Source organism: Arthrobacter sp. ISL-48 (assembly GCF_018613805.1).
GTDB lineage: Bacteria > Actinomycetota > Actinomycetes > Actinomycetales > Micrococcaceae > Arthrobacter.
The window spans coordinates 148,311-171,493 of the sequence record NZ_JAGGPL010000001.1 but is presented as its reverse complement, the minus strand read 5'-3'; the positions used below and the strand labels follow the sequence as shown (position 1 = coordinate 171,493).

General features: G+C 64.9%; 22 protein-coding genes, 3 tRNA genes and 1 pseudogene. 18 read left to right on the top strand and 8 right to left on the bottom strand.

The features are described from left to right. Positions 1-110 precede the first annotated feature (110 nt). On the top strand, positions 111-1,496 hold the full coding sequence (locus J7E83_RS00830) for a glycine--tRNA ligase (protein WP_214958523.1): 1,386 nt from the start codon (positions 111-113) through the stop codon (positions 1,494-1,496). A gap of 2 nt (positions 1,497-1,498) precedes the next feature. Continuing rightward, on the top strand, positions 1,499-2,545 hold the full coding sequence (locus tag J7E83_RS00825; RefSeq protein WP_214958522.1) for a GNAT family N-acetyltransferase: 1,047 nt from the start codon (positions 1,499-1,501) through the stop codon (positions 2,543-2,545). 36 nt (positions 2,546-2,581) lie between these two features. On the opposite strand, the gene J7E83_RS00820 is transcribed toward J7E83_RS00825, so the two are convergent. Further along, positions 2,582-3,340: an alpha/beta fold hydrolase gene (locus tag J7E83_RS00820; protein WP_311379547.1), complete on the bottom strand. Its 759-nt coding sequence runs from the start codon at positions 3,338-3,340 to the stop codon at positions 2,582-2,584. 92 nt (positions 3,341-3,432) lie between these two features. On the opposite strand from J7E83_RS00820, the gene J7E83_RS00815 reads away from it, so the two are divergent. The 10 genes from J7E83_RS00815 (at position 3,433) to J7E83_RS00770 (ending at position 13,567) form a co-directional block, all read left to right on the top strand. Further along, complete coding sequence (locus tag J7E83_RS00815; protein ID WP_214958521.1) at positions 3,433-4,893, top strand: YibE/F family protein; 1,461 nt, start codon at positions 3,433-3,435, stop codon at positions 4,891-4,893. Between the two features lie 161 nt (positions 4,894-5,054). Further along, the gene (locus tag J7E83_RS00810; RefSeq protein ID WP_214958520.1) at positions 5,055-5,990 is read left to right on the top strand and encodes an ABC transporter ATP-binding protein; all 936 of its coding nucleotides are present in this window, start codon (positions 5,055-5,057) and stop codon (positions 5,988-5,990) included. Beyond that, entirely contained in the window at positions 5,987-6,763 is a 777-nt protein-coding gene (locus J7E83_RS00805; protein ID WP_251043267.1) for an ABC transporter permease, read from the top strand. The genes J7E83_RS00810 and J7E83_RS00805 overlap by 4 nt, the downstream gene beginning before the upstream one ends. A 93-nt stretch (positions 6,764-6,856) precedes the next feature. Next, entirely contained in the window at positions 6,857-8,041 is a 1,185-nt protein-coding gene (locus J7E83_RS00800) for a sensor histidine kinase (RefSeq protein ID WP_214958519.1), read from the top strand. Further along, positions 8,038-8,649 carry a response regulator gene (locus J7E83_RS00795; protein ID WP_214958518.1) on the top strand — a complete coding sequence of 204 codons (612 nt, stop codon included), beginning with the start codon at positions 8,038-8,040 and terminating at the stop codon, positions 8,647-8,649. Before J7E83_RS00800 ends, J7E83_RS00795 begins: the two co-directional genes overlap by 4 nt. A 76-nt stretch (positions 8,650-8,725) precedes the next feature. Continuing rightward, on the top strand, positions 8,726-9,904 hold the full coding sequence (gene dusB / locus J7E83_RS00790) for a tRNA dihydrouridine synthase DusB (RefSeq protein ID WP_214958517.1): 1,179 nt from the start codon (positions 8,726-8,728) through the stop codon (positions 9,902-9,904). Then, positions 9,897-11,186, top strand: a complete 1,290-nt coding sequence (locus tag J7E83_RS00785) for a deoxyguanosinetriphosphate triphosphohydrolase (RefSeq protein WP_214958516.1) — start codon at positions 9,897-9,899, stop codon at positions 11,184-11,186. Before dusB ends, J7E83_RS00785 begins: the two co-directional genes overlap by 8 nt. Positions 11,187-11,256: 70 nt before the next feature. Next, positions 11,257-13,182 carry a DNA primase gene (gene dnaG / locus J7E83_RS00780; RefSeq protein WP_214958515.1) on the top strand — a complete coding sequence of 642 codons (1,926 nt, stop codon included), beginning with the start codon at positions 11,257-11,259 and terminating at the stop codon, positions 13,180-13,182. Positions 13,183-13,296: 114 nt separating this feature from the next. Then, positions 13,297-13,369 (top strand) — tRNA-Asn (locus J7E83_RS00775). Between the two features lie 125 nt (positions 13,370-13,494). Next, a tRNA-Asn gene (locus J7E83_RS00770) sits at positions 13,495-13,567 on the top strand. 107 nt (positions 13,568-13,674) lie between these two features. Here J7E83_RS00770 and J7E83_RS00765 read toward each other — a convergent pair. The 3 genes from J7E83_RS00765 to J7E83_RS00755 all read right to left on the bottom strand — a co-directional run bounded on the left by J7E83_RS00765 (position 13,675) and on the right by J7E83_RS00755 (position 15,588). After that, positions 13,675-14,082, bottom strand: coding sequence for a hypothetical protein (locus J7E83_RS00765; RefSeq protein WP_214958514.1), 408 nt, complete (start codon positions 14,080-14,082; stop codon positions 13,675-13,677). 93 nt (positions 14,083-14,175) lie between these two features. Then, complete coding sequence (locus J7E83_RS00760; protein ID WP_214958513.1) at positions 14,176-14,355, bottom strand: complement resistance protein TraT; 180 nt, start codon at positions 14,353-14,355, stop codon at positions 14,176-14,178. A 9-nt stretch (positions 14,356-14,364) separates the two neighbouring features. Then, positions 14,365-15,588 carry a multidrug effflux MFS transporter gene (locus J7E83_RS00755; RefSeq protein WP_214958512.1) on the bottom strand — a complete coding sequence of 408 codons (1,224 nt, stop codon included), beginning with the start codon at positions 15,586-15,588 and terminating at the stop codon, positions 14,365-14,367. 178 nt (positions 15,589-15,766) lie between these two features. Here J7E83_RS00755 and J7E83_RS00750 point away from each other — a divergent pair, with 178 nt between their 5' ends. The 5 genes from J7E83_RS00750 (at position 15,767) to J7E83_RS00730 (ending at position 19,720) form a co-directional block, all read left to right on the top strand. Further along, positions 15,767-16,621 carry a phage holin family protein gene (locus J7E83_RS00750; RefSeq protein WP_214958511.1) on the top strand — a complete coding sequence of 285 codons (855 nt, stop codon included), beginning with the start codon at positions 15,767-15,769 and terminating at the stop codon, positions 16,619-16,621. A 107-nt stretch (positions 16,622-16,728) separates the two neighbouring features. After that, on the top strand, positions 16,729-17,352 hold the full coding sequence (locus tag J7E83_RS00745; RefSeq protein ID WP_214958510.1) for a CDP-alcohol phosphatidyltransferase family protein: 624 nt from the start codon (positions 16,729-16,731) through the stop codon (positions 17,350-17,352). Continuing rightward, the gene (locus J7E83_RS00740; RefSeq protein ID WP_214958509.1) at positions 17,352-18,260 is read left to right on the top strand and encodes a DMT family transporter; all 909 of its coding nucleotides are present in this window, start codon (positions 17,352-17,354) and stop codon (positions 18,258-18,260) included. Before J7E83_RS00745 ends, J7E83_RS00740 begins: the two co-directional genes overlap by 1 nt. Before the next feature lie 110 nt (positions 18,261-18,370). After that, a complete protein-coding gene (locus J7E83_RS00735; protein WP_214958508.1) occupies positions 18,371-19,567 on the top strand; it encodes a glycosyltransferase in 1,197 nt (398 codons plus the stop codon). A gap of 79 nt (positions 19,568-19,646) precedes the next feature. After that, positions 19,647-19,720, top strand: a tRNA-Ile gene (locus J7E83_RS00730). Between the two features lie 243 nt (positions 19,721-19,963). On the opposite strand, the gene J7E83_RS00725 is transcribed toward J7E83_RS00730, so the two are convergent. The 4 genes and pseudogenes from J7E83_RS00725 to J7E83_RS21560 all read right to left on the bottom strand — a co-directional run bounded on the left by J7E83_RS00725 (position 19,964) and on the right by J7E83_RS21560 (position 22,460). After that, entirely contained in the window at positions 19,964-20,542 is a 579-nt protein-coding gene (locus J7E83_RS00725; RefSeq protein WP_214958507.1) for a hypothetical protein, read from the bottom strand. A 224-nt stretch (positions 20,543-20,766) separates the two neighbouring features. Beyond that, positions 20,767-22,062, bottom strand: coding sequence for an ice-binding family protein (locus J7E83_RS00720; protein WP_214958506.1), 1,296 nt, complete (start codon positions 22,060-22,062; stop codon positions 20,767-20,769). 51 nt (positions 22,063-22,113) lie between these two features. Continuing rightward, positions 22,114-22,221 (bottom strand): annotated as a pseudogene (locus tag J7E83_RS21565) (hypothetical protein); the annotation flags it as partial. Further along, complete coding sequence (locus tag J7E83_RS21560; protein ID WP_396020468.1) at positions 22,218-22,460, bottom strand: Ig-like domain-containing protein; 243 nt, start codon at positions 22,458-22,460, stop codon at positions 22,218-22,220. The pseudogene J7E83_RS21565 and the gene J7E83_RS21560, both read right to left, overlap by 4 nt. A gap of 33 nt (positions 22,461-22,493) precedes the next feature. Here J7E83_RS21560 and J7E83_RS00710 point away from each other — a divergent pair, with 33 nt between their 5' ends. Beyond that, the gene (locus tag J7E83_RS00710) at positions 22,494-22,841 is read left to right on the top strand and encodes a hypothetical protein (protein WP_214958505.1); all 348 of its coding nucleotides are present in this window, start codon (positions 22,494-22,496) and stop codon (positions 22,839-22,841) included. The last annotated feature ends 342 nt before the right edge of the window (positions 22,842-23,183 follow it).

Below are 23,183 nucleotides of genomic sequence, written 5' to 3'. Positions count from 1 at the left end.
ACTTCCTTCGCCCGCCCCGCCCGGCAACCAGTGGTGCCACACCAATGGTGTCATCGGGGCCAGAAACCGCGGACCGCACCCAGCGGCCCTGTAGAAATTGGAGTTCCACCATGGCAGCAAAATCCGTTCTCGACCAGGTCATTTCCCTTTCCAAGCGCAGGGGCTTCGTGTTCCAGGCCGGTGAAATCTACGGTGGTTCGCGTTCTGCCTGGGACTACGGGCCCCTGGGCGCGGAGCTGAAGGAAAACATCAAGCGTCAGTGGTGGCAGTCCATGGTCCGCGGACGCGATGACGTCGTGGGCCTGGACTCCTCCGTCATCCTTCCCCGCCAGGTTTGGGAAGCCTCCGGCCACGTGGAGGTCTTCTCAGATCCGCTGGTTGAATGCCTGTCATGCCACAAGCGCTACCGGGCAGACCACCTCGAGGAAGAGTACGAGGAAAAGAAGGGCCGCCCGGCGGAAAACGGCTTGAAGGACATCGCCTGCGCCAACTGCGGCACGCGCGGTCAATGGACCGAACCCCAGGAGTTCTCAGGACTCCTGAAGACCTTCCTGGGCCCCGTTGCCAACGACGAAGGCCTCCACTACCTCCGCCCGGAAACGGCCCAGGGCATCTTCGTGAACTTCAACAACGTCCTTACCACCTCGCGGAAGAAGCCGCCGTTCGGTATCGGCCAGATCGGCAAGTCCTTCCGAAACGAGATCACCCCCGGAAACTTCATTTTCCGCACCCGTGAATTCGAGCAGATGGAAATGGAGTTCTTCGTGGAGCCCGGCACGGACGAAGAGTGGCACCAGTACTGGATGAAGGAGCGAATGTCCTGGTACACCGGCCTCGGTATCCGGGAAGAGAATCTGCGCCTATTCGAACACCCGCTGGAGAAGCTCAGCCACTATTCCAAGGGCACCACGGACATCGAATACCGCTTCGGCTTCCAGGGTTCGGAATGGGGTGAGCTTGAAGGCATCGCCAACCGCACCGACTTTGACCTCTCCACGCACGCCAAGGCCTCCGGCACGGACCTCAGCTACTTCAACCAGGCCACCAACGAGCGCTACACCCCCTACGTGATCGAACCCGCAGCCGGGCTCACCCGCTCCTTCATGGCCTTCCTCATCGACGCATACACGGAAGACGAGGCGCCCAACGCCAAGGGCGGCGTCGACGTCCGTACTGTCCTCAAGCTGGATCCGCGCCTGGCCCCGGTCAAGGCGGCGGTCCTGCCGCTGAGCCGCAACGAGGACCTCTCGCCGAAGGCCAAGGAACTGGGCGCCCAGCTGCGCAAGAACTGGAACATCGACTTCGACGACGCCGGCGCGATCGGCCGCCGCTACCGCCGCCAGGACGAGATCGGCACCCCGTTCTGCATCACCGTGGACTTCGATACGCTCGAGGACCAGGCCGTGACCATCCGTGAGCGCGACACCATGAGCCAGGAACGCGTTTCGCTGGACAAGGTGGAAGGCTACCTGGCCGCACGCCTGATCGGGGCCTGAGCATGGCCATCGAATACCGTGAATGGCGTGACGGTGACGACCTGGCCCTGCTGGAAATCTGGGGGGATCCGGACACCTTCCAGGCCGGCCAGTTCCGCGGCGCCCTGACCGTCTCGTCGAACGGCACAGACGGGACACCATGGCGCCGCTGCATCGTGGCCGAGGACGTCCTGGACGGCGTCGGCATCCCCGTTGCAGCCGGCGTCGTCTACGAGGCGTCCCTGCATCCCGAGCGGCTGTGGAGCTACATCGAGGTGGCGCGGGACCACCGCCGCTCCGGCATCGGCGCCACGCTCCTGACGATGCTGCGCCGCGAAGCCGAACGGTCCCCGTCAGGGGTTACGAGTCTCCGCGCGAAAGTGCAGCCCGGCACCCCGGGGGCCGCTTTCGCCGAGGCGTTCGGGCTTTCGCCCATCCAGCGGTCCCGCCTTGTGGTCGTGGAGCCGGGTGCCCTGAAGCTGCCCGTGTTTCCCGCAAAGGACGACGGCGGGAGGCCGGCCAATGATGAGAACGCCGGCTCGGATGTGGTCATGGATCTCGCCACCGGCTCCGTCGAGCTGACGGATGTGGTGGGGCGGTATTACACGTCCATCCACGGCTGGGATTCTCCTGGTGTGCTTTCCATGGGACAGGTGCAGAAACTGTTCCTGGACGATCTGACCGGCGCCCACGGCGCCATCGTGCTGCGCGCCGAGCCGGAGTCCGCATTTGGCGCGGGTGTCGCCCCGAGCAAGAAAGGGCGGATCCGTGCCTTCGCGGTGAGTTATGCGGAGGCTGCCCAGGCCGCAGTATCCCAGGCCGCAGTATCCCAGGACGCAGCAGCCCAGGGCCCGGCCGCAACGGATGTTTTTGTCGGCCACGAGCCTGGCCTGGCGGCGGAGGATGCTGCCGAAGCGGTCCGGGACATGCTTTCGCTTATTGCCTACCAGCACCCGGTCATGCTGGAACTGGACGATTCGATGACTGCATTGCGTGCCGCCGTCGGGCCTTTGCTGGAAAGGGGCAAGGCACGCCTGGCTGGCGCGGAGACGCTCATCGTCTCGGACTGATTCAGAACGACGGCGGCCTGCGCCACCCCGCCTCGCCTAGAGGGTCACATGGACCGCGGATACCGGCACCAGCTCATCCATGACCCGCGCCGCCGGCAGGTTGGCGCCGGTCCGGTCGCTGAACGCCTTCATCACGAATCCGGTGGCCAGTGCCTGCCATAACCGGACCCGGCGGACCATGAAATGCCCCGCCCCCTTGAGCGAGACGTATTGCATGGACGCAGCGTCTCCGGCTGCCCGTTGGGCAAACTTCAGGGATTCTGACGGGCTGGTCAGGTGATCGGCGGTGCCATGAACGATCAGCACCCTCCGGCCAGCGACCCGTGAGGCGGGGGCGTCCGCACTGAGCCAAGGGGCCAGCGCCACCACCGCATCCACCTGCGGATCGTCGGCAGCGCACACCGCCGTCAGTCCTCCCATGGAATGACCCAGCAGATAGACGGGAACCCCTGGGTGCCGCTCGCTGATCTGCTTTAGGGCCCACCGTGCATCCCGCAGCGGTGTCATGTCCTCTCCGTTCCAGCCGCGCACGCTGTTCCGCAGGGACCAGACAGCCAGTCCGTGACGCTTGCCGGCGCGATGGAGATGCCGCGCTAAGGGAACCATCCTGGCGGGGCTCACATGGCGTGCGGTGACCGGCGCATAGCTGTAGGAACGGCCGCCGTGAAGCACCAGCACTACCCCAAGAGTGGGGCCTGAGGCCTCCAACACCGTGAGCACGGCCTGATGTGCCGGGCGCTCCGCCGCCCCGCCGGTGCCAAGCTTTCCGCTGTCCTCAGTCCTGCGCCGGGTCACTCCGGGTCCCTCCGGGTTCCTCTGACTTCCTGGTCCATTTACCAACCCTAAGGCGCCGGCCTTAGAGTTCAACGTATGAGGTCTAACGTCTGATGGGGTCCGGTCACTCCCACACTTCCACAGGACATTCGGAGCCGACGGCGGGGGCGGTTGCTGCCCGCAGGAAGGCCAACCGCATCCTTGCTGCAGTGCTGGTGCCGCTCACGCTGCTCACCGTCGTCGCCATGGCGATGCTGTGGCCGTCCGGAAGCAAGGAGGGGGTCACCCTCGCCAACCCGTATTCAGCAGCGCCCGGCGTGACCTTTGACACCGGAAAAATCCAAAGTGTTGTGGTGGAAAGCTGCATGCAGGGATCCGCCGCCGGTCCGTCCTCAGGCTCCGACAATCAGCAGGGTCAGCCGGGCACAGACTGTACCTTCGCCTTCACTGAGCCGGACCAGGGAGGCAGCCCGGTCAAGGTGGTCATCAATCCGGACGTGGCCAAATCCCATGGCGTTAAGCCTGGGGACCAGATCAGGTACCTGAATCTCTCCCAGGCCCCGGGGGCGTCGGCTTCGCAGGGATCCCCTGCCTACATCTTTGTGGACTTCGTGCGGACCCTGCCCATTGTTCTGCTGGCCTTGTTGTACGCGGTGGTGGTGATTGCTGTCGCCCGCTGGCGTGGCCTCCGGGCCTTGATCGGGCTGGTGGGAGCGTACTTTGTGCTGGGCAGCTTCATGCTGCCCGGCCTGGTGGAGGGAAAGCCCCCGCTGCTGCTGGCTCTGGTGGGTGCCACGGTGATCATGATCGGCGTGCTGTATTTCGCCCATGGCTTCTCCGCCAGGACCTCCACCGCGCTGCTGGGCACCATGTTCGGCCTGGCCATCACGGCGGTGCTCGCGGCCTGGGCCACTGATGCAGCCAACCTCGCCGGAGTTGGCAGTCATGACGCCGCCACGCTGATCAATACGTCCGCCAACATCTCCATCAGCGGCGTGATCCTCTGCGGCCTGATCATCTCCGGGCTGGGCGTCCTCAACGACGTCACCATCACCCAGTCGTCCGCTGTCTGGGAACTCTATGAGCTCGCCCCGGACTCCAGCGCCCGCAAACTGTTCACGTCCGCCATGCGCATAGGCCGTGACCATATCGCCTCCACGGTGTACACCATAGCGTTCGCCTACGCCGGTGCAGCCCTGCCCATCCTCATCATCGTGATGCTGTATGACCGTCCGCTGGCCGACGCCATCACGAGCGCCGAACTGTCCGAGGAAGTCATCCGGACCCTGGTGGGCTCCATCGGACTGGTGCTCGCCATCCCCGTCACCACCCTGATTGCCGTGCTTGTGGTCAAGGCCACGGGCATCCGGACGGCAGGAGCGACGTCAGACGGCTTGCCCGGCAGTGGCAGCCTTGGAGACCAAGGCCGTGTTGGGCACTCCGTCCACCCGGACGAGGTCGGCGACACCGGCGCGCTCGCAGCGGCAGCCGCCAGCAGCCGGTCCACTCACGCAACGTATGAAAATTCCGACGCTCCCGCCACCCGCAGGGGCCGCAGGGCGGACCGAGGATAGAACGGCACCCGGCACCTTGTGCCACCTGCCATGGCGCCTGTTCCGGTCCAGGCACCTGATGCATGACATTTGTCATTCCTGATCGGTTACACGCGGCCCCGGCTCAGTCGGCCGATCGCGGCTTTGATGGAGTGGAGAGCAACCATCAGTCAAGGAGAGCCATGACAACAACGAGTGTTCCGGCGGTCCATGCCGCCGGACTGCACAAGAGTTTCGGAAAGGTTCATGCCGTCCGCGGCCTGGACCTGACCGTGCAACCGGGGGAGGTGGTGGCCTTCCTCGGTCCCAACGGTGCCGGCAAGACCACCACGATCGACATGATCCTGGGCTTGAGCACGCCTGACCAAGGGAGCGTCGCTGTCTACGGCCACACGCCCCGAGGGGCCATCGCCCGGGGCCAAGTGGCGGCAGTGATGCAGACCGGAGGCCTGCTGCGTGACATCAGCGTGCGTGAAACCGTTCAGCTCAATGCCGCCATGTTCTCTTCCTCCCGCCCCGTGGACGAAGTCCTGGAACGGGCGGGCATCCTGGACATCGCCGACCGCAAAGTGGAAAAGTGCTCGGGAGGCCAACAGCAACGGCTGCGCTTTGCGATGGCCCTCGTCTCCGACCCAGGGCTCCTCATCCTTGACGAGCCCACCACGGGCATGGATGTGGCCGGACGGCGTGACTTCTGGACCGCCATCCGTGCCGATGCCTTGCGCGGACGGACAGTCATCTTCGCCACCCACTATCTTGAGGAAGCCGACGCGTACGCGGACCGGATCGTCCTGGTCCGGCAAGGCAGTGTGGTGGCGGACGGGACCGCAGCCCAGATCAAGAACCTCGCGTCCGGCCGGACCGTCAAGGCCTCCCTTCCCCAAGGGGACAGGGAGTTGCTTGCGGCAATTCCGGCGGCGGACAGCGTAGCGCTCGAGGGCGGACGCGTCACGGTCCGCACCCGCGATTCCGACGCCGTCGTCCGCTACCTGCTCAACAGCACCGCCGCGCACGACGTCGAGGTAGCCTCCAACAACCTCGAGGAAGCCTTCATGGCGCTCACCGGAGACGATGCCGCCCCGGAGCCCGGGCGCACCTTGAAAGGAGACCTGGTATGAGCGCAGCCACTGCCATCCAGAGCCGGCAGCCTTCCGCCGGCGGCGTCAACCGCACGTTCCTGTGGATCGAGATCAAGCGGATGCTCCGCAACCGCCGGACCATCATTTTCACGGTGTTCATGCCGGCCGTCTTCTTCTTCATATTCGGCCTGTCCAACAGGGACGAGCAACTGCCCAACGGACACAACTACGGACAGTACATCCTCATCAGTCTCACGGTGTACGCGGCCATGACCGCGGCCACTGCCGCCGGCAGCCAAGTGGCGGTCGAGCGGGCACAAGGGTGGAGCCGGCAGCTTCGGCTCACGCCGCTCCTGCCCGGTGCATACGTCGCGGTGAAGGCGGTGGCCGCGCTGACCCTGTCCCTCGTAGCCGTCATTGCCCAGTTCACCATTGGTGCCCTGGCCGGGGTCACCATGGACGCCGGGATTTGGCTCACGGCAGGGCTGGTGGCCTGGCTGGGATCCTTGGTCTTCGCGGCGCTGGGGCTGTTCATCGGATACCTGATGCCGAGCCAGAACGTCATGCAGATCCTCGGCCCGGCGCTCGCAATCCTGGCCATGCTCGGCGGCCTGTTCATGCCGATCGAGGTTATGGGGGAGACCTTCGGCGAGATCGCCAGGTTCACGCCGGCCTATGGGATCGGGCAGCTGGCCAGGAGCCCCATCACCGGTGAATTCGACTGGGCCTGGATCGTTAATGTGGTCCTTTGGCTGACCATCTTCGCCGCCGGAGCCGCCATGGCCTTCCGCCGCGACACGAAGCGCGTCTGAGCGGGATCGGGGACCAGCGGCCATGGCGTTGCGGCATGGACAGGGTGGGGACCGGGCCGCGGCGCCCAGAAACGGTGCCCTAGGGTGGGAACCATGAGTACCGGGACCAGCCACGGCACCACCACGGGTGCCACTGCCCGCGGGGCCTTCCTCGGCAGTGCGGACAGCGCAATCACGTCCCGAGGCATCCTGTTCCGCGGGCGCGGACCGCGCGGCTGGCTTGTCGGCGCGGGGTTCTCGATCCTCCTGTGGGCCTGGCCCACCTGGAACCTCGTGTGGTCCGTGGACGAGCCGGCCATCTGGAAAGCAGCGTCCTCTGCGTCGCTGATCGCGTTCTTTGCCGCGTACGCCGTCCTTCCCCAGGTCAGCTGGCATAGGGGCGTGCGTGCTGGCCTGGCGTCCGTATGCATCTTGGTGGCCCTGAACGTGGCAATCATTGCCCTGGTGGGAACTGAGGCGTTGTGGACGTGGCCGTTCCTCTCCTGTGCTATCGCCATGACGGCTCTCCCACGGCGCCTGGACCTCGTCCTGATCTTCGTTTTGTCCGCAGTGTCCCTAGCTACGCAGTTGCTGATCGTGCATCCGGAGCAGGCGTTCACCCAGCCGGCGATCGTGCTGTCCTTGGGGCTGATGATGTCAGCGTTTGCCAGGCTGATCCGGCAGACGGCCCGTCTCCGGGCGGCGCAGAGCGAACTGGCGGACACCGCCGTCGCCGCCGAGCGCAGCAGGATGGCCCGGGATATGCACGACATCCTGGGCCACTCCCTCACGGTGATCGCTGTCAAGGCCGAGCTGGCCGGGCGGATGCTGGACATGGCGCCTGGGGATCCGGCCAGGGACAGGGCCGCTGCTGAGATCACGGCGGTCCAGGACCTCGCCCGTGGTGCGCTCGCCGATATTCGCGCCACGCTGGGAGGATACCGGGGCGTCAACGTGCTTGCCGAGCTCGCCGCGGCAAGGAGCGCCTTGGACTCGGCAGGGATTGACGCTGAACTTCCGGGGACTGCGGAGCAGGTACCTGCGCGACACCGTGAGCTCTTCGGCTGGGTGCTGCGCGAAGGAATCACCAACGTGCTGCGGCACTCCGGTGCATCGCGCTGCCGTGTGCGCCTGACGGCGTCGACAGTCGTGGTGGAAGACGACGGCGTTGGCCCCGTTTCGGGTGGTACTTCCGGAAATGGACTGGCCGGCATCCGGGAGCGGGTGGCTGCTACCGGGGGAACGGTCAGTATTGGCCAAAGTGACCTGGGAGGGTTCAGATTGGCGGTTGACGTATGAGCATTCGATTGGTGATCGCGGACGATCAGGCGCTGGTTCGCGGCGCCCTCGCCGCTTTATTGGGCCTGGAGCCGGACATCGAGGTGGTCGCTGAACTGGGTGACGGAGCGGGAGTGGCGGCCGCCGTCGTGGAGCACTCCGCCGATGTGGCGATGCTCGACGTGGAGATGCCCGGCCTCGACGGGATCAGCGCGGCTGCAGCGGTGCGGAAGGCGGCGCCGGACTGCCGGGTCCTCATGGTCACCACCTTCGGCCGGCCGGGCTATCTTAAGCGCGCCATGCAGGCGGGCGCCTCCGGGTTTGTCGTTAAGGACACCCCCGCGCGGCAACTGGCTGAAGCTGTGCGCCGCACGCACATGGGGCTCCGGGTGGTTGATCCGGTGCTCGCTGCCGAGTCACTGACCTCGGGGGACAGCCCCCTCACCGAGAGGGAGGCGGAGGTACTGAGGGCCGCGTCGAAAGGCGGTACGGTCGCCGACATCGCCAGGGCAGCCATCCTGTCCGAAGGGACAGTCCGGAACTACCTGTCTGCCGCGATGGCCAAGACCGGCGGGCGGACCAGATCCGAGGCCGTACGGATCGCCGAGGAGAACGGCTGGTTGCTCTAGGCGCATCAACATTCAGGCGCCGGCTCGGGCAGGACAGGCCGGCGCCCGATTTGCCCCGCTTTGCGACAATGGACAGGTGACTGTTGTAGCAACGCCTCCCGCCCCCAAGCTGGAACTCCCGCCCCTGAAACTGGGCCCCATCACGGTGGACACCCCCGTGATCCTGGCTCCCATGGCCGGCATCACCAACTCCGCCTTCCGCAGGCTCTGCCGTGAATACGGCGGAGGCCTTTACGTGGCGGAGATGGTCACCTCGCGCGCCCTGGTGGAACGGACGCCGGAGTCCCTGCGCATCATCTCGCACGACGACGACGAAAAGGTCCGTTCAGTCCAGCTGTACGGTGTGGACCCGGTAACGGTGGGCCAGGCGGTGCGCATGCTGGTGGAAGAGGACCGCGCGGACCACATCGACCTGAACTTCGGCTGTCCCGTGCCCAAGGTCACGCGGCGCGGCGGCGGCTCGGCGCTGCCCTGGAAGATCGACCTCTTCACGTCCATTGTCCAGACGGCGGTCAAGGAGGCGTCCCGGGGCGGCGTGCCACTGACCATCAAGATGCGCAAAGGCATCGACGAAGACCACCTGACGTACCTCGACGCCGGCCGGATCGCCCGCGATTCCGGTGTTGCCGCCGTCGCACTCCACGGACGCACCGCGGCGCAGTTCTATTCGGGGCAGGCCGACTGGGCTGCGATTGCACGCCTGCGGGAAGCGCTGCCGGACATTCCCGTCCTGGGCAATGGGGACATCTGGTCTGCTGAGGACGCAGTCCGGATGGTCCGCGAAACCGGGGTTGACGGCGTGGTGGTAGGCCGCGGCTGCCAGGGGCGCCCATGGCTGTTCGGGGATTTGATGGCCGCCTTCGAAGGCAGTGATGAGCGGCACAAGCCAGCCCTGCGCCAGGTTGCGGAAGGCGTCTACCGCCACGCGCAACTGATGATCGAAACTTTCGGCGACGAAGGAAAGGCGCTCCGCGAGATTCGCAAGCACATGGCCTGGTACTTCAAGGGCTACGTCGTGGGCAGTGAACTCCGCACCAGGCTGGCCATGGTGTCCACACTGGCGATCCTGCGTGAGACCCTGGACCAGCTGGACCTCGATTCTCCCTATCCGGGCATCGACGCGGAGGGACCCCGGGGCCGTGCCGGATCTCCCAAGAAGCCGGCGCTGCCCAAGGACTGGCTGGACTCCCGCGCCCTGAACGCGGACCAATCGCGGGACATCTCGGCCGCCGAGTTGGACGTTTCCGGTGGCTGAGACCCGCACCACAGCAGCCGTACTGCCCGGTTACGAGGCCCATGATTCCGCCCGTTGGGTGGAAGAGCCGCCCAAGAACAACTACCGCTCCGATTTTGAGCGGGACCGTGCCCGGGTGCTGCACTCCTCGGCACTCCGGCGGCTCGGCGCCAAGACCCAGGTGGTGGCACCGGACACCGACGACTTTGTCCGTACGCGCCTGACCCACAGCCTCGAAGTGGCACAGGTGGGCCGCGAACTGGGCCGCGCGCTCGGCTGTGACCCGGATGTCGTTGACACCGCGTGCCTGAGCCATGACCTTGGCCACCCGCCCTTCGGGCACAACGGCGAGTCCGCCCTCAACGAGGTGGCACACGGTATCGGCGGGTTCGAGGGGAACGCCCAGACCCTCCGCCTGCTCACCCGGCTCGAGCCCAAGGTCCTGGCTTCTGACGGCCGGCCGGCCGGGCTTAACCTCACCCGCGCCAGCCTGGACGCTGCGGCGAAGTACCCGTGGTCCGCCCTGGAGGCTCCGGTGATCCACGGGCAGCGCACCAGCAAGTTCGGCGCCTACGAGGACGACCTGCCCATCTTCAACTGGATCAGGGAAGGTGCTCCTGAGCGCCGGTCCTGCCTTGAGGCCCAGGTCATGGACCTCGCGGACGACATTTCTTACTCCGTGCATGACGTCGAGGACGCGATCGTGGCCGGGCATTTCCAGCTGCGCTGGATGGACAACCCCGACCACCGCGCCCGCGTGGTGGGCTACGCCAAGCAGTGGTACCTCCCGCACAACGACCCCGCCGCCATCGACGCCGCCCTGGGCCGGCTCGAGGCAACCGACGTCTGGGTAAGGGAAGCCGACGGCAGCCGCAAATCCATGGCGGCCCTGAAAAACATGACCAGCCAGCTCATCGGCAGGTTCTGCCAGAGCGCCCTGGAAACCACCCGCGCCATGTACGGCCCGGAAAACCTCACCCGCTACAACGCGCAGCTCATGGTGCCGGATGAAACCATCATGGAAATCGCGGTGATGAAGGGCCTGGCCACCACGTTTGTGATGACCACCGAACACCGCCAGCCCATCTATGAGCGCCAGCGCGAAGTGCTGCACGCCTTGGTCACGGCGCTCAGCGCCACGGGGGACCGTCATCTGGAACCGATGTTCGCCGCTGACTGGCGGGACGCGGCCGACGACGGTGCCAGGCTCCGGGTGGTGATCGACCAGGTGGCCTCGCTGACGGACGGTTCCGCCCTGGCAATGTATGAGCGCCTGGTGGGCAGCCTGCCGTCGCTGTGGTGAAATTCATACCCGGCAGCCGGCCGTCGTCGTCCCTGACCTTCTTGTCACACCCCGGGGCTAGGATGGCTCTGTGGCTGGCCTGATCAAACGTGAAGATATCGACGAAGTACGCCAGCGCACGGACATCAAGGAAGTGGTTGACGGCTACGTCACGCTTAAAGGTGCCGGGCTGGGAACGTTCAAGGGACTGTGCCCTTTCCATGACGAGCGGTCGCCGTCGTTCACCGTCCGCCCGCAGGTGGGCAGGTACCACTGCTTTGGTTGCGGCGAGGACGGGGACGTCATCGCCTTTGTGCAGAAGCAGGACCACACGTCCTTCCAGGAAGCGGTGGAGAAACTGGCCGCCCGCATCGGCTACGAGCTCCGCTATGAAGACGGCGGCACGGGGCCCAACAGGGAAGAGGTTGGCAGGCGCCAGCGTCTCCTGGACGCCCACAAGATCGCCGACGAGTTCTTCCGCGCCCAGCTGCTGACACCCGGCGCCGCAGAGGGCCGAACGTTCCTGCACGGCCGCGGCTTTGACCGTGCCGCCGCCGAGCAATTCGGTGTGGGCTACGCGCCGCAGGGCTGGGACGCGCTGCTCAAGCACCTCCGGGGCAGGGGCTTCACGGACCAGGAGCTCAAGCTCACGGGCATGTTTTCCGAAGGCAACCGGGGCATTTACGACCGTTTCCGGGGCCGCCTCATCTGGCCCATCCGCGACATCGCCGGCGACACCATCGGTTTCGGAGCCCGCAAGCTCTACGAGGACGACCAGGGCCCCAAGTACCTCAACACCCCCGAAACAACGCTCTACAAGAAGTCGCAAGTCCTCTATGGGATCGACCTCGCCAAGCGGAGCATCGCGAAGGACCGCCAATTGGTGGTCGTCGAGGGCTACACCGACGTCATGGCCTGCCATCTCGCGGGAATTCCGACGGCGGTGGCCACCTGCGGCACCGCATTCGGCACCGAGCACATCAAGATCGCCCGCCGCCTGCTGTCCGACGACGGTACCGGGGGAGAGGTCATCTTCACCTTCGACGGCGACGCCGCCGGACAGAAGGCGGCCCTGCGGGCGTTCGATGAGGACCAGCGCTTCACCGCGCAAACCTATGTGGCCGTGGAACCGACCGGTGCCGATCCCTGTGATCTCCGGCAAAGCAAGGGCGACGAGGCGGTGCATGCCTTGGTTCAGTCGCGTCGGCCCCTGTTCGAATTTGCCATCCGCACCACACTCAAGCAGTTCAACCTGGACACGGTGGAAGGCCGGGTGCAGGGCCTGAAAGCTTCGGTGCCGGTAGTTGCAGCTATCAGGGATGCGTCCACGAGGACGGGCTATTGCCAGGCGCTGACAGGCTGGTTGGGGATGCCAGATCCCAACGAGGTACTGCGGATGGTGACGGCGGCAGTCAAACGAGGAGACCACGCACCGGCCCAGGGGCGCTCCGCAGCCGGAACCGAGCCTCCCGTGAGGCCCGCGCAGCCCGGCGGCCCCGGTGTGGCCGCGGGACCGGCGTCGGGCGTCCTGCCGTCCTATCACCGTCCCGACCCACGCGACCCTGTGGCCTCCATGGAGCGCCAGGCGCTGGAGGTGGCGCTGCAGGAGCCTGCCCTCCTGGGCGGCGGCATCTGGGAGCGTTTCTCGGCTGCGCGGTTCGCCACTCCGGCATTCCAGGCGGTCCACGACGCTATGCGCGCCTCGGGGCCGGGCCTGACCGGTGACCCTGTCCGCTGGGTGGAGCAGGTCATGCATGAAGTACCGGAACCGCTCCGCCCGCTGGTTTCCGAGCTCGCCGTGGTCCCCCTCCCCGCCAGCACTGCTGAGGCCGTCCAGAAGTACTGCAAGGACATCCTGGCGCGGCTGTTCGAACTGCAGATAACGCGGGTGAAGGCGGACAAGATGGGCCAGTTGCAGCGGCTGGATCCTGCGGCTGATCCGGAGGAGTTCCAGCGGCTGAACAGGGAACTGATGATGCTGGAGATGGAGCGCCGGGCGCTGCGCTCCGACGCCTAGGGCCCGCCGGTGCGGCAGGGCAGGAGCAGTCCCGCGGCCAACGATTTCGTTTCCCGATTTCACTTCCCGATTTCACTTCCCTCCGGGGGCTTGCTAGGCTGGTACCCGCTTCATTCCTCCTTAGCTCAATTGGCAGAGCATTCGACTGTTAATCGAAGGGTTGCTGGTTCAAGTCCAGCAGGAGGAGCGCGCAGTCCCCGTTCCGGACCTCCGGAACGGGGACTTTTTTATACCCCAGGCGGGTATTTTCCCGCCGCCGGACGCCGATTTCCCATAGCCGGGAAACCTTTGCTAAAGTCATACCTGCTTCATTCCTCCTTAGCTCAATTGGCAGAGCATTCGACTGTTAATCGAAGGGTTGCTGGTTCAAGTCCAGCAGGAGGAGCAACCCAACAAGATCCCCGTCCTCCAGTGTGAGGTCGGGGATCTTTGCTTTGGGTGTTCTGGGCTGCTTCCGTGGTTATCGCCTGCGGCTGTTACCTCGGGAGGAACTCAGACGAAGTCCATCTCGACCTGCAGGAAGCGCTCCGCCTCGGCGATCGCCGCCAGGAAGGCCTCACGTTCCGTGGGGGATTTGCGCGGCTCGCGGGGATGCCATTCATGCGGTGCCGAGTGCACGCGGACAAAGCCGGAGCCGGGCGGGGCGTAGAAGATGCCGAAGCGCTGCACGGGCCACTCAGGCGAGGTTTCCGGGGCTACCAGCAGGGCTGCGTTGAACGCGGGGTTGAACCATTGGGCGATGGGCCTCCGCCTGTCCTCCGTGAACAATCCGGCGGCGTAGAGCGCCGCGGACTGCTGACCGGTCTGGGCGCACAACCGATCCCACCACAGAGGCAAAATTCCGGAGTCGCACCGTTGCCACGTGGCCGGGAGCGGCGGTTGGTCCTGCCAGCTGGGCACGGAATCATTTTATCGCTCTAATGGTCCAGGGCGGCAGTGGTAGCCGGGCGGACAGGCCACAGCGGCATTGCTTCGCTGAGGATGATCAGGCGGTCAGCGGAGGTTCCAGGGACCCGGGTTGATCCGGTACAGCAGGGCCGAGCCTGCCAGCGTCCCCAGGATGATCCCGATAGCAGGGTTTCCCAGGGTCCGCCCCGCGAAATAGCCCACGACGGCGCCCAGCACCGCCCCGAGGAAGAGTCCCCGCCGGTTCCGGTGCGGTTTGCGTTTCATCGTCCCACCCTAGTGAATGGACGGGACGGTGCGGGGCCGGACCACCAGCCACAAGGCAGTGATCGACAGCAGGATGCAGGCTGCCTGGACTGCGCCCATCGGTGTGGCGCTCTGGATTCCGAGCCACCCCACCACCGGCGAAATCAGTCCGGCCATCAGGAACGTAGCGGCGCCCAGCAGGGAAGCTGCCGTTCCGGCTTGGGCGCCGTGGCTGGCCAGCGCCAGGACCTGAACGCAGGGAAACGTGAAGCCGGTGCCCAGGATGTAGAACCACAGCGGTACCAAGACGCCCCACAGTCCCAGGCCCAGCTGGTCAAAAATCACGATCAGCACAGCCATCAGGAACATCCAGGCGGTGGAACAGGCGAGGATCCATTGCGGCGGCACACGCTTGATCAGCCTCGAGCTGGTCTGTACGCCGCCGACAATACCAAGCGAGTTAATGCCGAACAGGAGTCCGTATTGCTGCGGGGAGAAACCGAAGACGTTCTGGAACAGGAACGGCGATGCCGAAAGGTATGTGAACAGGCCGGCGAAGTTCATCCCGCCCAGGAGCAGAAGGCCCACGAAGATCCGGTCGGTGAAGAGAACCTTGTAGCGCTGGCGGGCCGTCATGCCGGACTGGTTGCGCTTTTCAGGAGGCAGGGTTTCGCGGACCAGGAAGAGCGCGGAAACGATCACTAGCGTGCCGTATGAGGCGAGGAACACAAAAATCCCGGGCCAGGGCATCACCAGGAGGAGCTGCGATCCGATGACCGGTGCCAGGATCGGCGCCAGGCCATTCACGAGCGCCATCCGGGAGAACATCCGGACCATCGCGTACCCCGAGAAGAGGTCCCGGACCATGGCCATGGCCACCACGCCGCCGCCGGCAGCGCCGATTCCCATCAGGACCCGGAATAGCCCCAAGCTGGCAATGTCGGTGGAGAGTGCGGCCCCCACAGAGGCAGCGATATGCAGCGCCGTGGCCAGGATCAGCGGACGCCGTCGGCCGAACTTGTCGCTGAAGGGACCAACCACCAGTTGGCCCAGGGCAAAGCCCACCGTGGTTCCGGCGAGAGTCAGCTGGACCTGGGCTTCGGACACTCCCAGGCTGGTTTCCAGCGCGGGAAAAGCCGGGAGGTACAGGTCGATCGTGAAGGGACCCAAAGCGGTGAGCGCGCCGAGCAGGAGGATGTACAGGAGTTTCCGGCGGCGGCTCAGTAAGTCGCCGGGATTGGGGTGAATGGTCACGGAGAACAATCCTAGGCCCGAATGGACCTTCTTTTACAGCGTTGGAGGGCACGCCGCACGGTATGCCCCGAAGTTCGGCCTGAACCTGAATGATAGTTTTGTGGCGGGGACTGTGCTGGCGCACTCTCCCGCAGGACACGTAAGCCGAATCGACCATGTAACCAGTAAGGCGGAACCGATGAGCGGACGTCACAGCGGGCGGACCAGCCAGGGGCTGCGCATCATCGCGCTGCCCAGGACGCTTAAGCTTCTTTTCCGGCTGGCCCCTCGCCAGCTCAATGATGAGATCGCCCTCGCCAAAGTCGAGATCAAACGCAAAGGCATCCAGCTGGGCGTGGCAGCGGCGTTCTTCGCCGTGGCCCTTATTTTTGTCGCCTTCCTGGTGGTTGGGCTCATTGTGGCCGCCATCATGGGTCTCGCCACCATCATGCCGGCGTGGCTGGCTGCACTGCTGGTCAGTGCGGCGTTCTTGCTCATCGCCCTGATCGGTGCACTGATCGGCCTCCGGAAATTCAAGAAGGCCATGCCACTGGTGCCGGAGGAGGCCATTCGGGGGATCAAGCACGACCTGGGGATCGCCAAAGAGGGCTCGGACTTCAATGCCGCCCTCCTCGATCCCGCAAGCCCGGAAGCGAAGGCCGCCAAGGCCGCCAAGGATGAAGCTGCGGCGAAGGCCAGGGCCGAGAAGCAGGCAAAGGCAGAGGCCCACGACAAAGAGTTCCCGCATGCGTCCGAACCTGAACTGCACCGTCGCCTGAACCTGCGACGCCGCCACCTCGGCGAGGTCCGCGACGAGCTGGACACGGAACTCGACGTCAAGGCCCAGGCCCGGTACGTGATGGGAGCGGCCCAGGACCAGCTAAAAGAGGGGCAGTTGCTGGTGAACCGTGCCAAGGCACTCGCGGGACAAAAGATTGCCTCAATGAACGAAGCCACGGCCCGCCCAGAAGTACGCTGGAAGCCGCTGGCAGCCTTTGCTGCCGCAACCACCGTGTTTGTGGTGCTGCTACGTAAGCTCCTCAAAAACCAATAAGGCACAGCGGCCGCCGGACGGTGTTCTGTCCAACGGCCGGGACTCCGCTTTACTCACAATAGGAATAACGCACGCCCTCAGGGGCAGCGGGAAGAAGGGGGGACGGGATGAGGTTTATCGGTGCTGGCTCCCGTCCGGGGCGCCCGCAGGTTGCTCGCGACCTTGTTTTCACCGTCCCCAACATGCTCACCGTGCTGCGCTTCATGGGAGTGCCGCTCTTCATCTGGCTGGTCCTGGCAGGGAAGGAATTCGGCTTCGCGGTGGTGGTGCTGGCAGTCATGGCCGGCACGGACTGGGTTGACGGTTACGTGGCCCGCCGTTTCGACCAGGCCTCCAACCTGGGCCGCATCATGGATCCCGTCGCGGACCGCCTGGCGCTGATAGCCGTCGCGGTCACCTTGGTGATCGCCGGCGTCGTGAACTGGCTATACCTGGCAGCGCTGGTGGTCCCGGACGCCGTCCTGCTGGTGCTGACGCTGTCCTACTTCGGCAGCCATCCGGACTTGCCGGTAAGTCTCATAGGGAAGATCCGTACCGGGCTCCTGCTCCTGGGGACACCGCTGCTGGTCCTGTCGCGGTTGGATTCCGCCTTTTCCGATGCACTGTATGTTGCTGCCTGGATCGTGCTGGGGCTTGGCCTGGCGGGGCACTGGATTGCAGCCTACAACTATTTCTGGGCCATCCTGCGGAAGGGCAGGATGCGCTCACATCACGACGGCGGGACCGGCTGATGATGTGGATCGCAGTCCTGTTGGCGGTGCTTGGCGCATTTTTTCTAGCCTTCGGCGCGCAGCGGCAGGGGAGTGCCGTCAAGGCAGATACCGGTGGGCTCGGACTGAGCTCCAACGGCTTCTTCCGCCTGCTCCGGAACCCGCGCTGGTTGCTCGGCGTCCTCTTGCTGTGTACTGGAATGGGCCTGAACGCCGTTGCACTGGTGTCCGCGCCGCTGACTGTTGTCCAGCCCATCGGCGCCATAGCCCTGGTCATCACCACTGTGGTCAACGCACGGGACCAGGACCTGACGATCAACCGGGCCACCGTGGTGGCCATTTCCGCCTGCGTCACCGGCTCCGCCCTGTTCGTGCTCCTTGCCGTCTTTGTGACCCAGGAGAACCACCACGTCAGCCAGGAGGACGAGCTCACCATCGTTCTGCTCCTTGCCCTTGCCGTTGGCGTGTTCGGCACCTTGGCAGCCATGTTCAGGCACCGGTTGAGTGCGTTTGTCTACATCCTCGGGGCCGGTGTCCTGTTCGGCTTTGTGGCTGTCCTGACCCGCATCATCGGCAAGCATCTGCTCGACCCGAACGGCCTGTTGTTGCTCAATGTGCAGTGGTACACACTGGTGGCCATCGTAGCCGCGGGCGGGCTCGGTTCCTGGTTCGTGCAAAACGCCTATTCGGGCGGCCCACCGGACCTGGTCATCGCCGGCCTCACGGTTATCGATCCGATTGTGGGCATCGCCATCGGCATCGTAATCCTGGGCGAACTCCGGCCGGACGTCCACGCCGTGATGGCGATTGCCATGGCTACGGCTGCTTCCCTTGCTATCGTTGGGGTGATCGCCCTCTCCAGGCACCATCCCGAGGTCACCAAGCGCAGGAAGGACGCGAGGAAGGCTGCGGGCAGGGCATCCCACTAGCCATTCCCATTAAACCGATCTTCACTAAGAGGCCCGGCGCCACGGTGCCAGCGGCCAACCAGTGCGGTCAGCGTCAGCTGGCCGCGCCGTGACCATCAGGAGCTCTCCACGTGACAACGCCCGCTGACCAGCGACCCCTGACCATCCTGATCGCCGCGGACACATATCCGCCACACCTCAACGGAGCCGCCCAGTTCGGCTATCGCCTGGCCAAGGGAATGACAGGCCGCGGGCACAACGTGCACGTGCTGGCCTGCCGTGCAGACAACGGCAAGAGCTTTACCGAGTTCCGTTCCGAGGCCACCGTGCACCGGCTCCGCTCGCACGGGGTGTTCACCCACGAATACTTCCGCATCTGCTTTCCCTGGGAAATCAAGAGGGAAATAGGCCTCCTGTTCGACCGCATCCAGCCTGACGTGGTCCATATCCAGAGCCACTACATGATCGGCGAGTACGTCCTGTATGAGGCCGTGAAGCGGGGCATTCGGATCGTGGCGACCAACCACTTCATGCCGGAGAACCTCAATCCCTTCCTGCCGTTCCCGCAGTGGTTCAAGGACATCATCGGCCGGATCTCGTGGAAGGACATGGGCAAGGTCATGGGCCAGGCCGACGTCGTCACCACCCCCACCCCTCTGGCGGCAAAGGCCATGCACCAGCACGCCTTCCTGCGGAAGGTGCTTCCGCTGTCCAACGGCATCGACTCGTCGGCCTATGAACTGCAGCCCGGGGAGGTCATCGAAGCCCACCCGCATCCCACCGTGGTTTTCGTTGGACGCCTTGCCGAGGAAAAGCACGTGGACGTCCTGATCAAGGCGGTGTCCAAGACACCTCCCGAGTTGAACGTCCACCTCGAAATCGTGGGAGGCGGCGAGGTCCGCTCCGCCCTCGAAGCCCTGGTGGACAGGCTCGGCCTGAATGACAGGGTGAAGTTCCGGGGCCTGGCGAGCGACGACGAACTCCGCGAGACCTACATTAAGGCGGATTTGTTCTGCATGCCGGGAACTGCCGAGCTGCAGTCTCTTGTCACGCTCGAGGCCATGTCCGCGTCGACGCCCGTGCTGCTCGCTGATGCGATGGCACTGCCGCATCTGGTGCGCGACGGGGAAAACGGCTATCTGTTCAAACCGAATGACAGTGACGATTTGGCATCGAAGATCACCAGGATCCTGGAGCTGCCGCCGGAGGAGCGCGCCGCTATGGGCAAAGCCAGCAGGCGGATGGTGGAACCGCACAGCATCCAGGGGACACTGCAGACCTTCGAGGATCTTTACCGGGGAGCCGGCTTCGAGGACAAGGTGGTCTGAAGGCATTCCGCGGTTTGCTAGAGTGTTTTTGCCCCACGGGAGCCGAAGTCCTTCACCGGACCGGCCCGGTAGGGCACACGGGGCTATAGCTCAGCTGGTTAGAGCGCGGGACTCATAATCCTAAGGTCCTCGGTTCAAGTCCGAGTAGCCCTACGAGGAACGAGCCCTCGATCTGCGGGAAACGCAGATCGGGGGCTCTCTTGTTTTGAAGTTCGTAGGTAAGTCCTCCAGCGGAAACCCACCGGATTCATACATCGCTGTCTTCGGCGCGCCGCTTCACCCAACCCGCCCACAGCGGGCGCGAAGCAAATCGGTATGCCTACGCAGGCTCTTACCTGGATTCTTCTCAATCGCATTTTCTGGGTCGATTCGGGGTTCGCAGCGGCTGTCGGTGGGTTAGGACACGGAGTACGTCAGCGTTGCAGTGTAGCTGTCCACCACGACGTCATTTGGCACCGGAACCGTCAGGTCTGCGTTCCAGGTTGCCGTGTTGTTGCCGGAGAGACCCGTGGCAGTCTGCACAATCCTGGGCGTGGTTGGATTGGTTGCCGTGGATGCCGTCACGGTTGCGGTGCCGGTGGTGGTTGCCGCGGCCGGGTTGTATGTGGCACCGGCGGAGGGAAGAGTAGATCCGGTCGCATCACCCCTGAAGTCGGTGAAGACAACAAAGGCGCTCCAGCCGGAAATTCCAGCGCGGCTATCGCTCACCTGATTGCCATACAGGGTGATGGAGGCAGTGGTGCCCGGATCGACCAGACCGAGAGAGGCAGATGCCGGGGCTGAACTGAAACCAAGCGAACCTGACGAAATCACGATTGTGGTCAGGGTGTCCGCGGCGGAAGCAGGGAGCGAATGTCCCCCGGCGAGGGCGGCCGAGCAGAGCAGGATAAGTGCGGTCCGGATGATCCCTGCGGTGTGCCCTGGCGTGGCCCGAACAGCAAATGGTGCAGATAAACCAACGGTTGTGCCCATCATCAGCCCCCAAGCTTCCGGTACCCGTACCAGGGCCGCCACTCTGACGATCAACGGCAGCCAGCCAATGCAGCTGGCAGGCACAACGTTGCCAGATCAACATCTGGGCACGCACCAGAATCGATCAGTGTTTGATCAAGACCCCGCGCCGAGTGTCACAAATGGCCGGATTGATGAGGTTTCGGCCGGGGCAGTCACCGGAGCCGTCTGCGGATCCGCATCAGTATCTAGAGAACGGAGTGGGTGATCGTAGCGGAGTAGACGCCGGCGATGGCGCTGGCCGGGATTGCCACGTTGATCACAGGGTTCCAGGTAGCGGAGTTATCTCCGTTGATCCCGGTGGCTGAAACGGCAGGAACAACTTCGGCGAGGCCAGCGGGATCATTTGCTGTATAGGTCGCGGTGCCCACTTTGGTGATGGGCCCCGCGGCGTAGCCGACCGCGCCGGCGGGGATGGCATCTCCGGCCGGCGTGGCGAAGGGGGTGGAAGTGACGCTCGCGACCCAGCCTGAACCGGCAGATGCATGGCGCCTGTCATTTACCTGCACCTGCCCCAATGCGCCGCTGATGATCCCTCCATTAACGGTGGGGGGACCGGAGCCGAGGTTGCCGGCGTCTGTGGGGGCGGTAATCGAAAGTCCGCCGCCCAGCACGGTGAGGTTTTGGGTTGCGGTGCCGGTGTTGCCGGCCGGGTCCGTTACTGAGGCCTGGACGGTGTACGGGCCCTCTGTAAGGGGTGCCGCTGTGACTGCCCAGGTGCCGCCGGTTTGGACCGTTGTGGTCAGTGTCTGTCCGGCAACGGTCACGGTGACTGCAGTTCCGGGGGCCGCGTCGGTGGTGCCGGTGATGGTGGGGGTTGCATCGTTGGTCGAGACGGTCGCGCCGCCGGTGATGGTCACGGTCGGGTCCGTGACGGTGGTGATGGTATTGCCGGCCAGGGTGACTGTGTCGCGGGAGAGCGCGCGGCCGGTGAGGGTTCCGCCGGCGCCGATGGTGATGGCGCCGGTGGCCATGATTGTTCCGGTGAAGGATGATGATGCGCCGGTTCCTGCGGCGCCGAGGACCTGCCAGAAGATGTGGGGTGCCTTCGCGCCGTTGATCAGGTTGATGTTGCTGGCGGCGGCTGTGTTGAGGGCGGCGTCGACCTGGAAGATGAAGACGGCGTTCGGGTCGTCCTGGCCGTCCAGGGTCATGGTCCCGGTCAGGGCGAAGGCTGCTGCGGTGTGGTAGATGCCGGGGGTGTATGTCCGGCCGTTGTTGTCTCCGGCGAAGTTTCCTGTCTGGGTGCGTCCGGCTGCGTTGTTGTAGGCGCTGAGGAGGTCGGTCTGTGCCTGGGCTGCGTCGTCCCCGGTGCGAATGGTGCCGGTGACATTTCCGGGCGGGAACCCGACGACGGCGGTGCCGGGGCTCACGCCGAGGTCCCCACTGATGGTGGTCGCGCCGGTACTTGTCACCATCGTTCCGGCCAGCACTGAGTACATCCCAGCAGCACCCAACCCCACCGGAGGGATGATCGTGTCCACAGTAAGGGCCTGGGTTGCGGTCCCGGTGTTCCCGGCTGCATCGGTTATCGACGCCAACACGGTATGTGGCCCGTTCGCCAATGTTGCGGTTGTCACGGCCCAGGTACCGCCGGACTGGACTGGTGAGGTCAGCGTTTGCCCGTCAACTGAGACCGTCACTGTGGACCCGGTGATGGCATCAGTAGTCCCGGCGATCGTGGGCGTGGCCGTGTCGTCGTTTTCGCCGCCCCTCCGTCGATGGCCACCACCGGGACTGAGGTATCTATGGTGAGAGTTTGGGCTGCGGCACCAGTGAACCCCGCCGCATTGGTTATTGAGGCCATTACTGTGTGGGCGCCGTCGGGGAGTGTTTCTGCCGTGACTGCCCAGGTGCCGCCGGTTTGGACCGTTGTGGTCAGTGTCTAGGCAGGGCGCTGGACATCACCGGTAATTTGACTCTCTCCAGGGGCCCCGGCGGGATAGCGGCCGGCCCCTTCGGAGCGCAAAAGGCCCTGACCCTGGCCCCCGGACGAGACGGGACCGTTGTCACCACCCTCGATCGGGCACTTCCTAACGGGCCCTGGAACGCCCAGCTGCAACTCAAAAGCGGACTGGTTGAACGCGAAGCCGCGGCCAGCATCACTTTTCCGGACGCTGGTCAGGGCGAAACTGTAGAACCTCCCCAGGAGGCTGGCTTCCCTTGGACGGCTCTGGGCGCCGGGGTGGCAGTCCTGTTCATCGTTGCCGCACTGCTGTGGTCGTGGCTTCGCCGGCGGAACACGGCCGAAACCCGGGCCTGAAAGAAGCACTTCATTCCGTGCATGCTGCTGTGAATCAGGCCTTAGGCGTTTCGATGGACCTCTGCAGGTCATTGTTCCTCACAGAGACTCGGATCAGAGTGCTCATTGCTCACGGGACCCACCGTTTCAGGATGGCAAAAGCATCGCGCCCCGTCGGCGGGGGCAGCTGTTGCGCCAGGACTGTGCCGTGAGGGACAAACGAGTCGTTGTTCGAAGTTCCTGAATTCAGATCCGAGTAGCCCTACACAATTCCTGCGACAGGGAAACCGCGACCGGCGTCGAGCGCCGGCCGCGGTTTTTTGTCTTCCGGTTTCTTGTGCATTCGGCCGGCATTACGGTAAG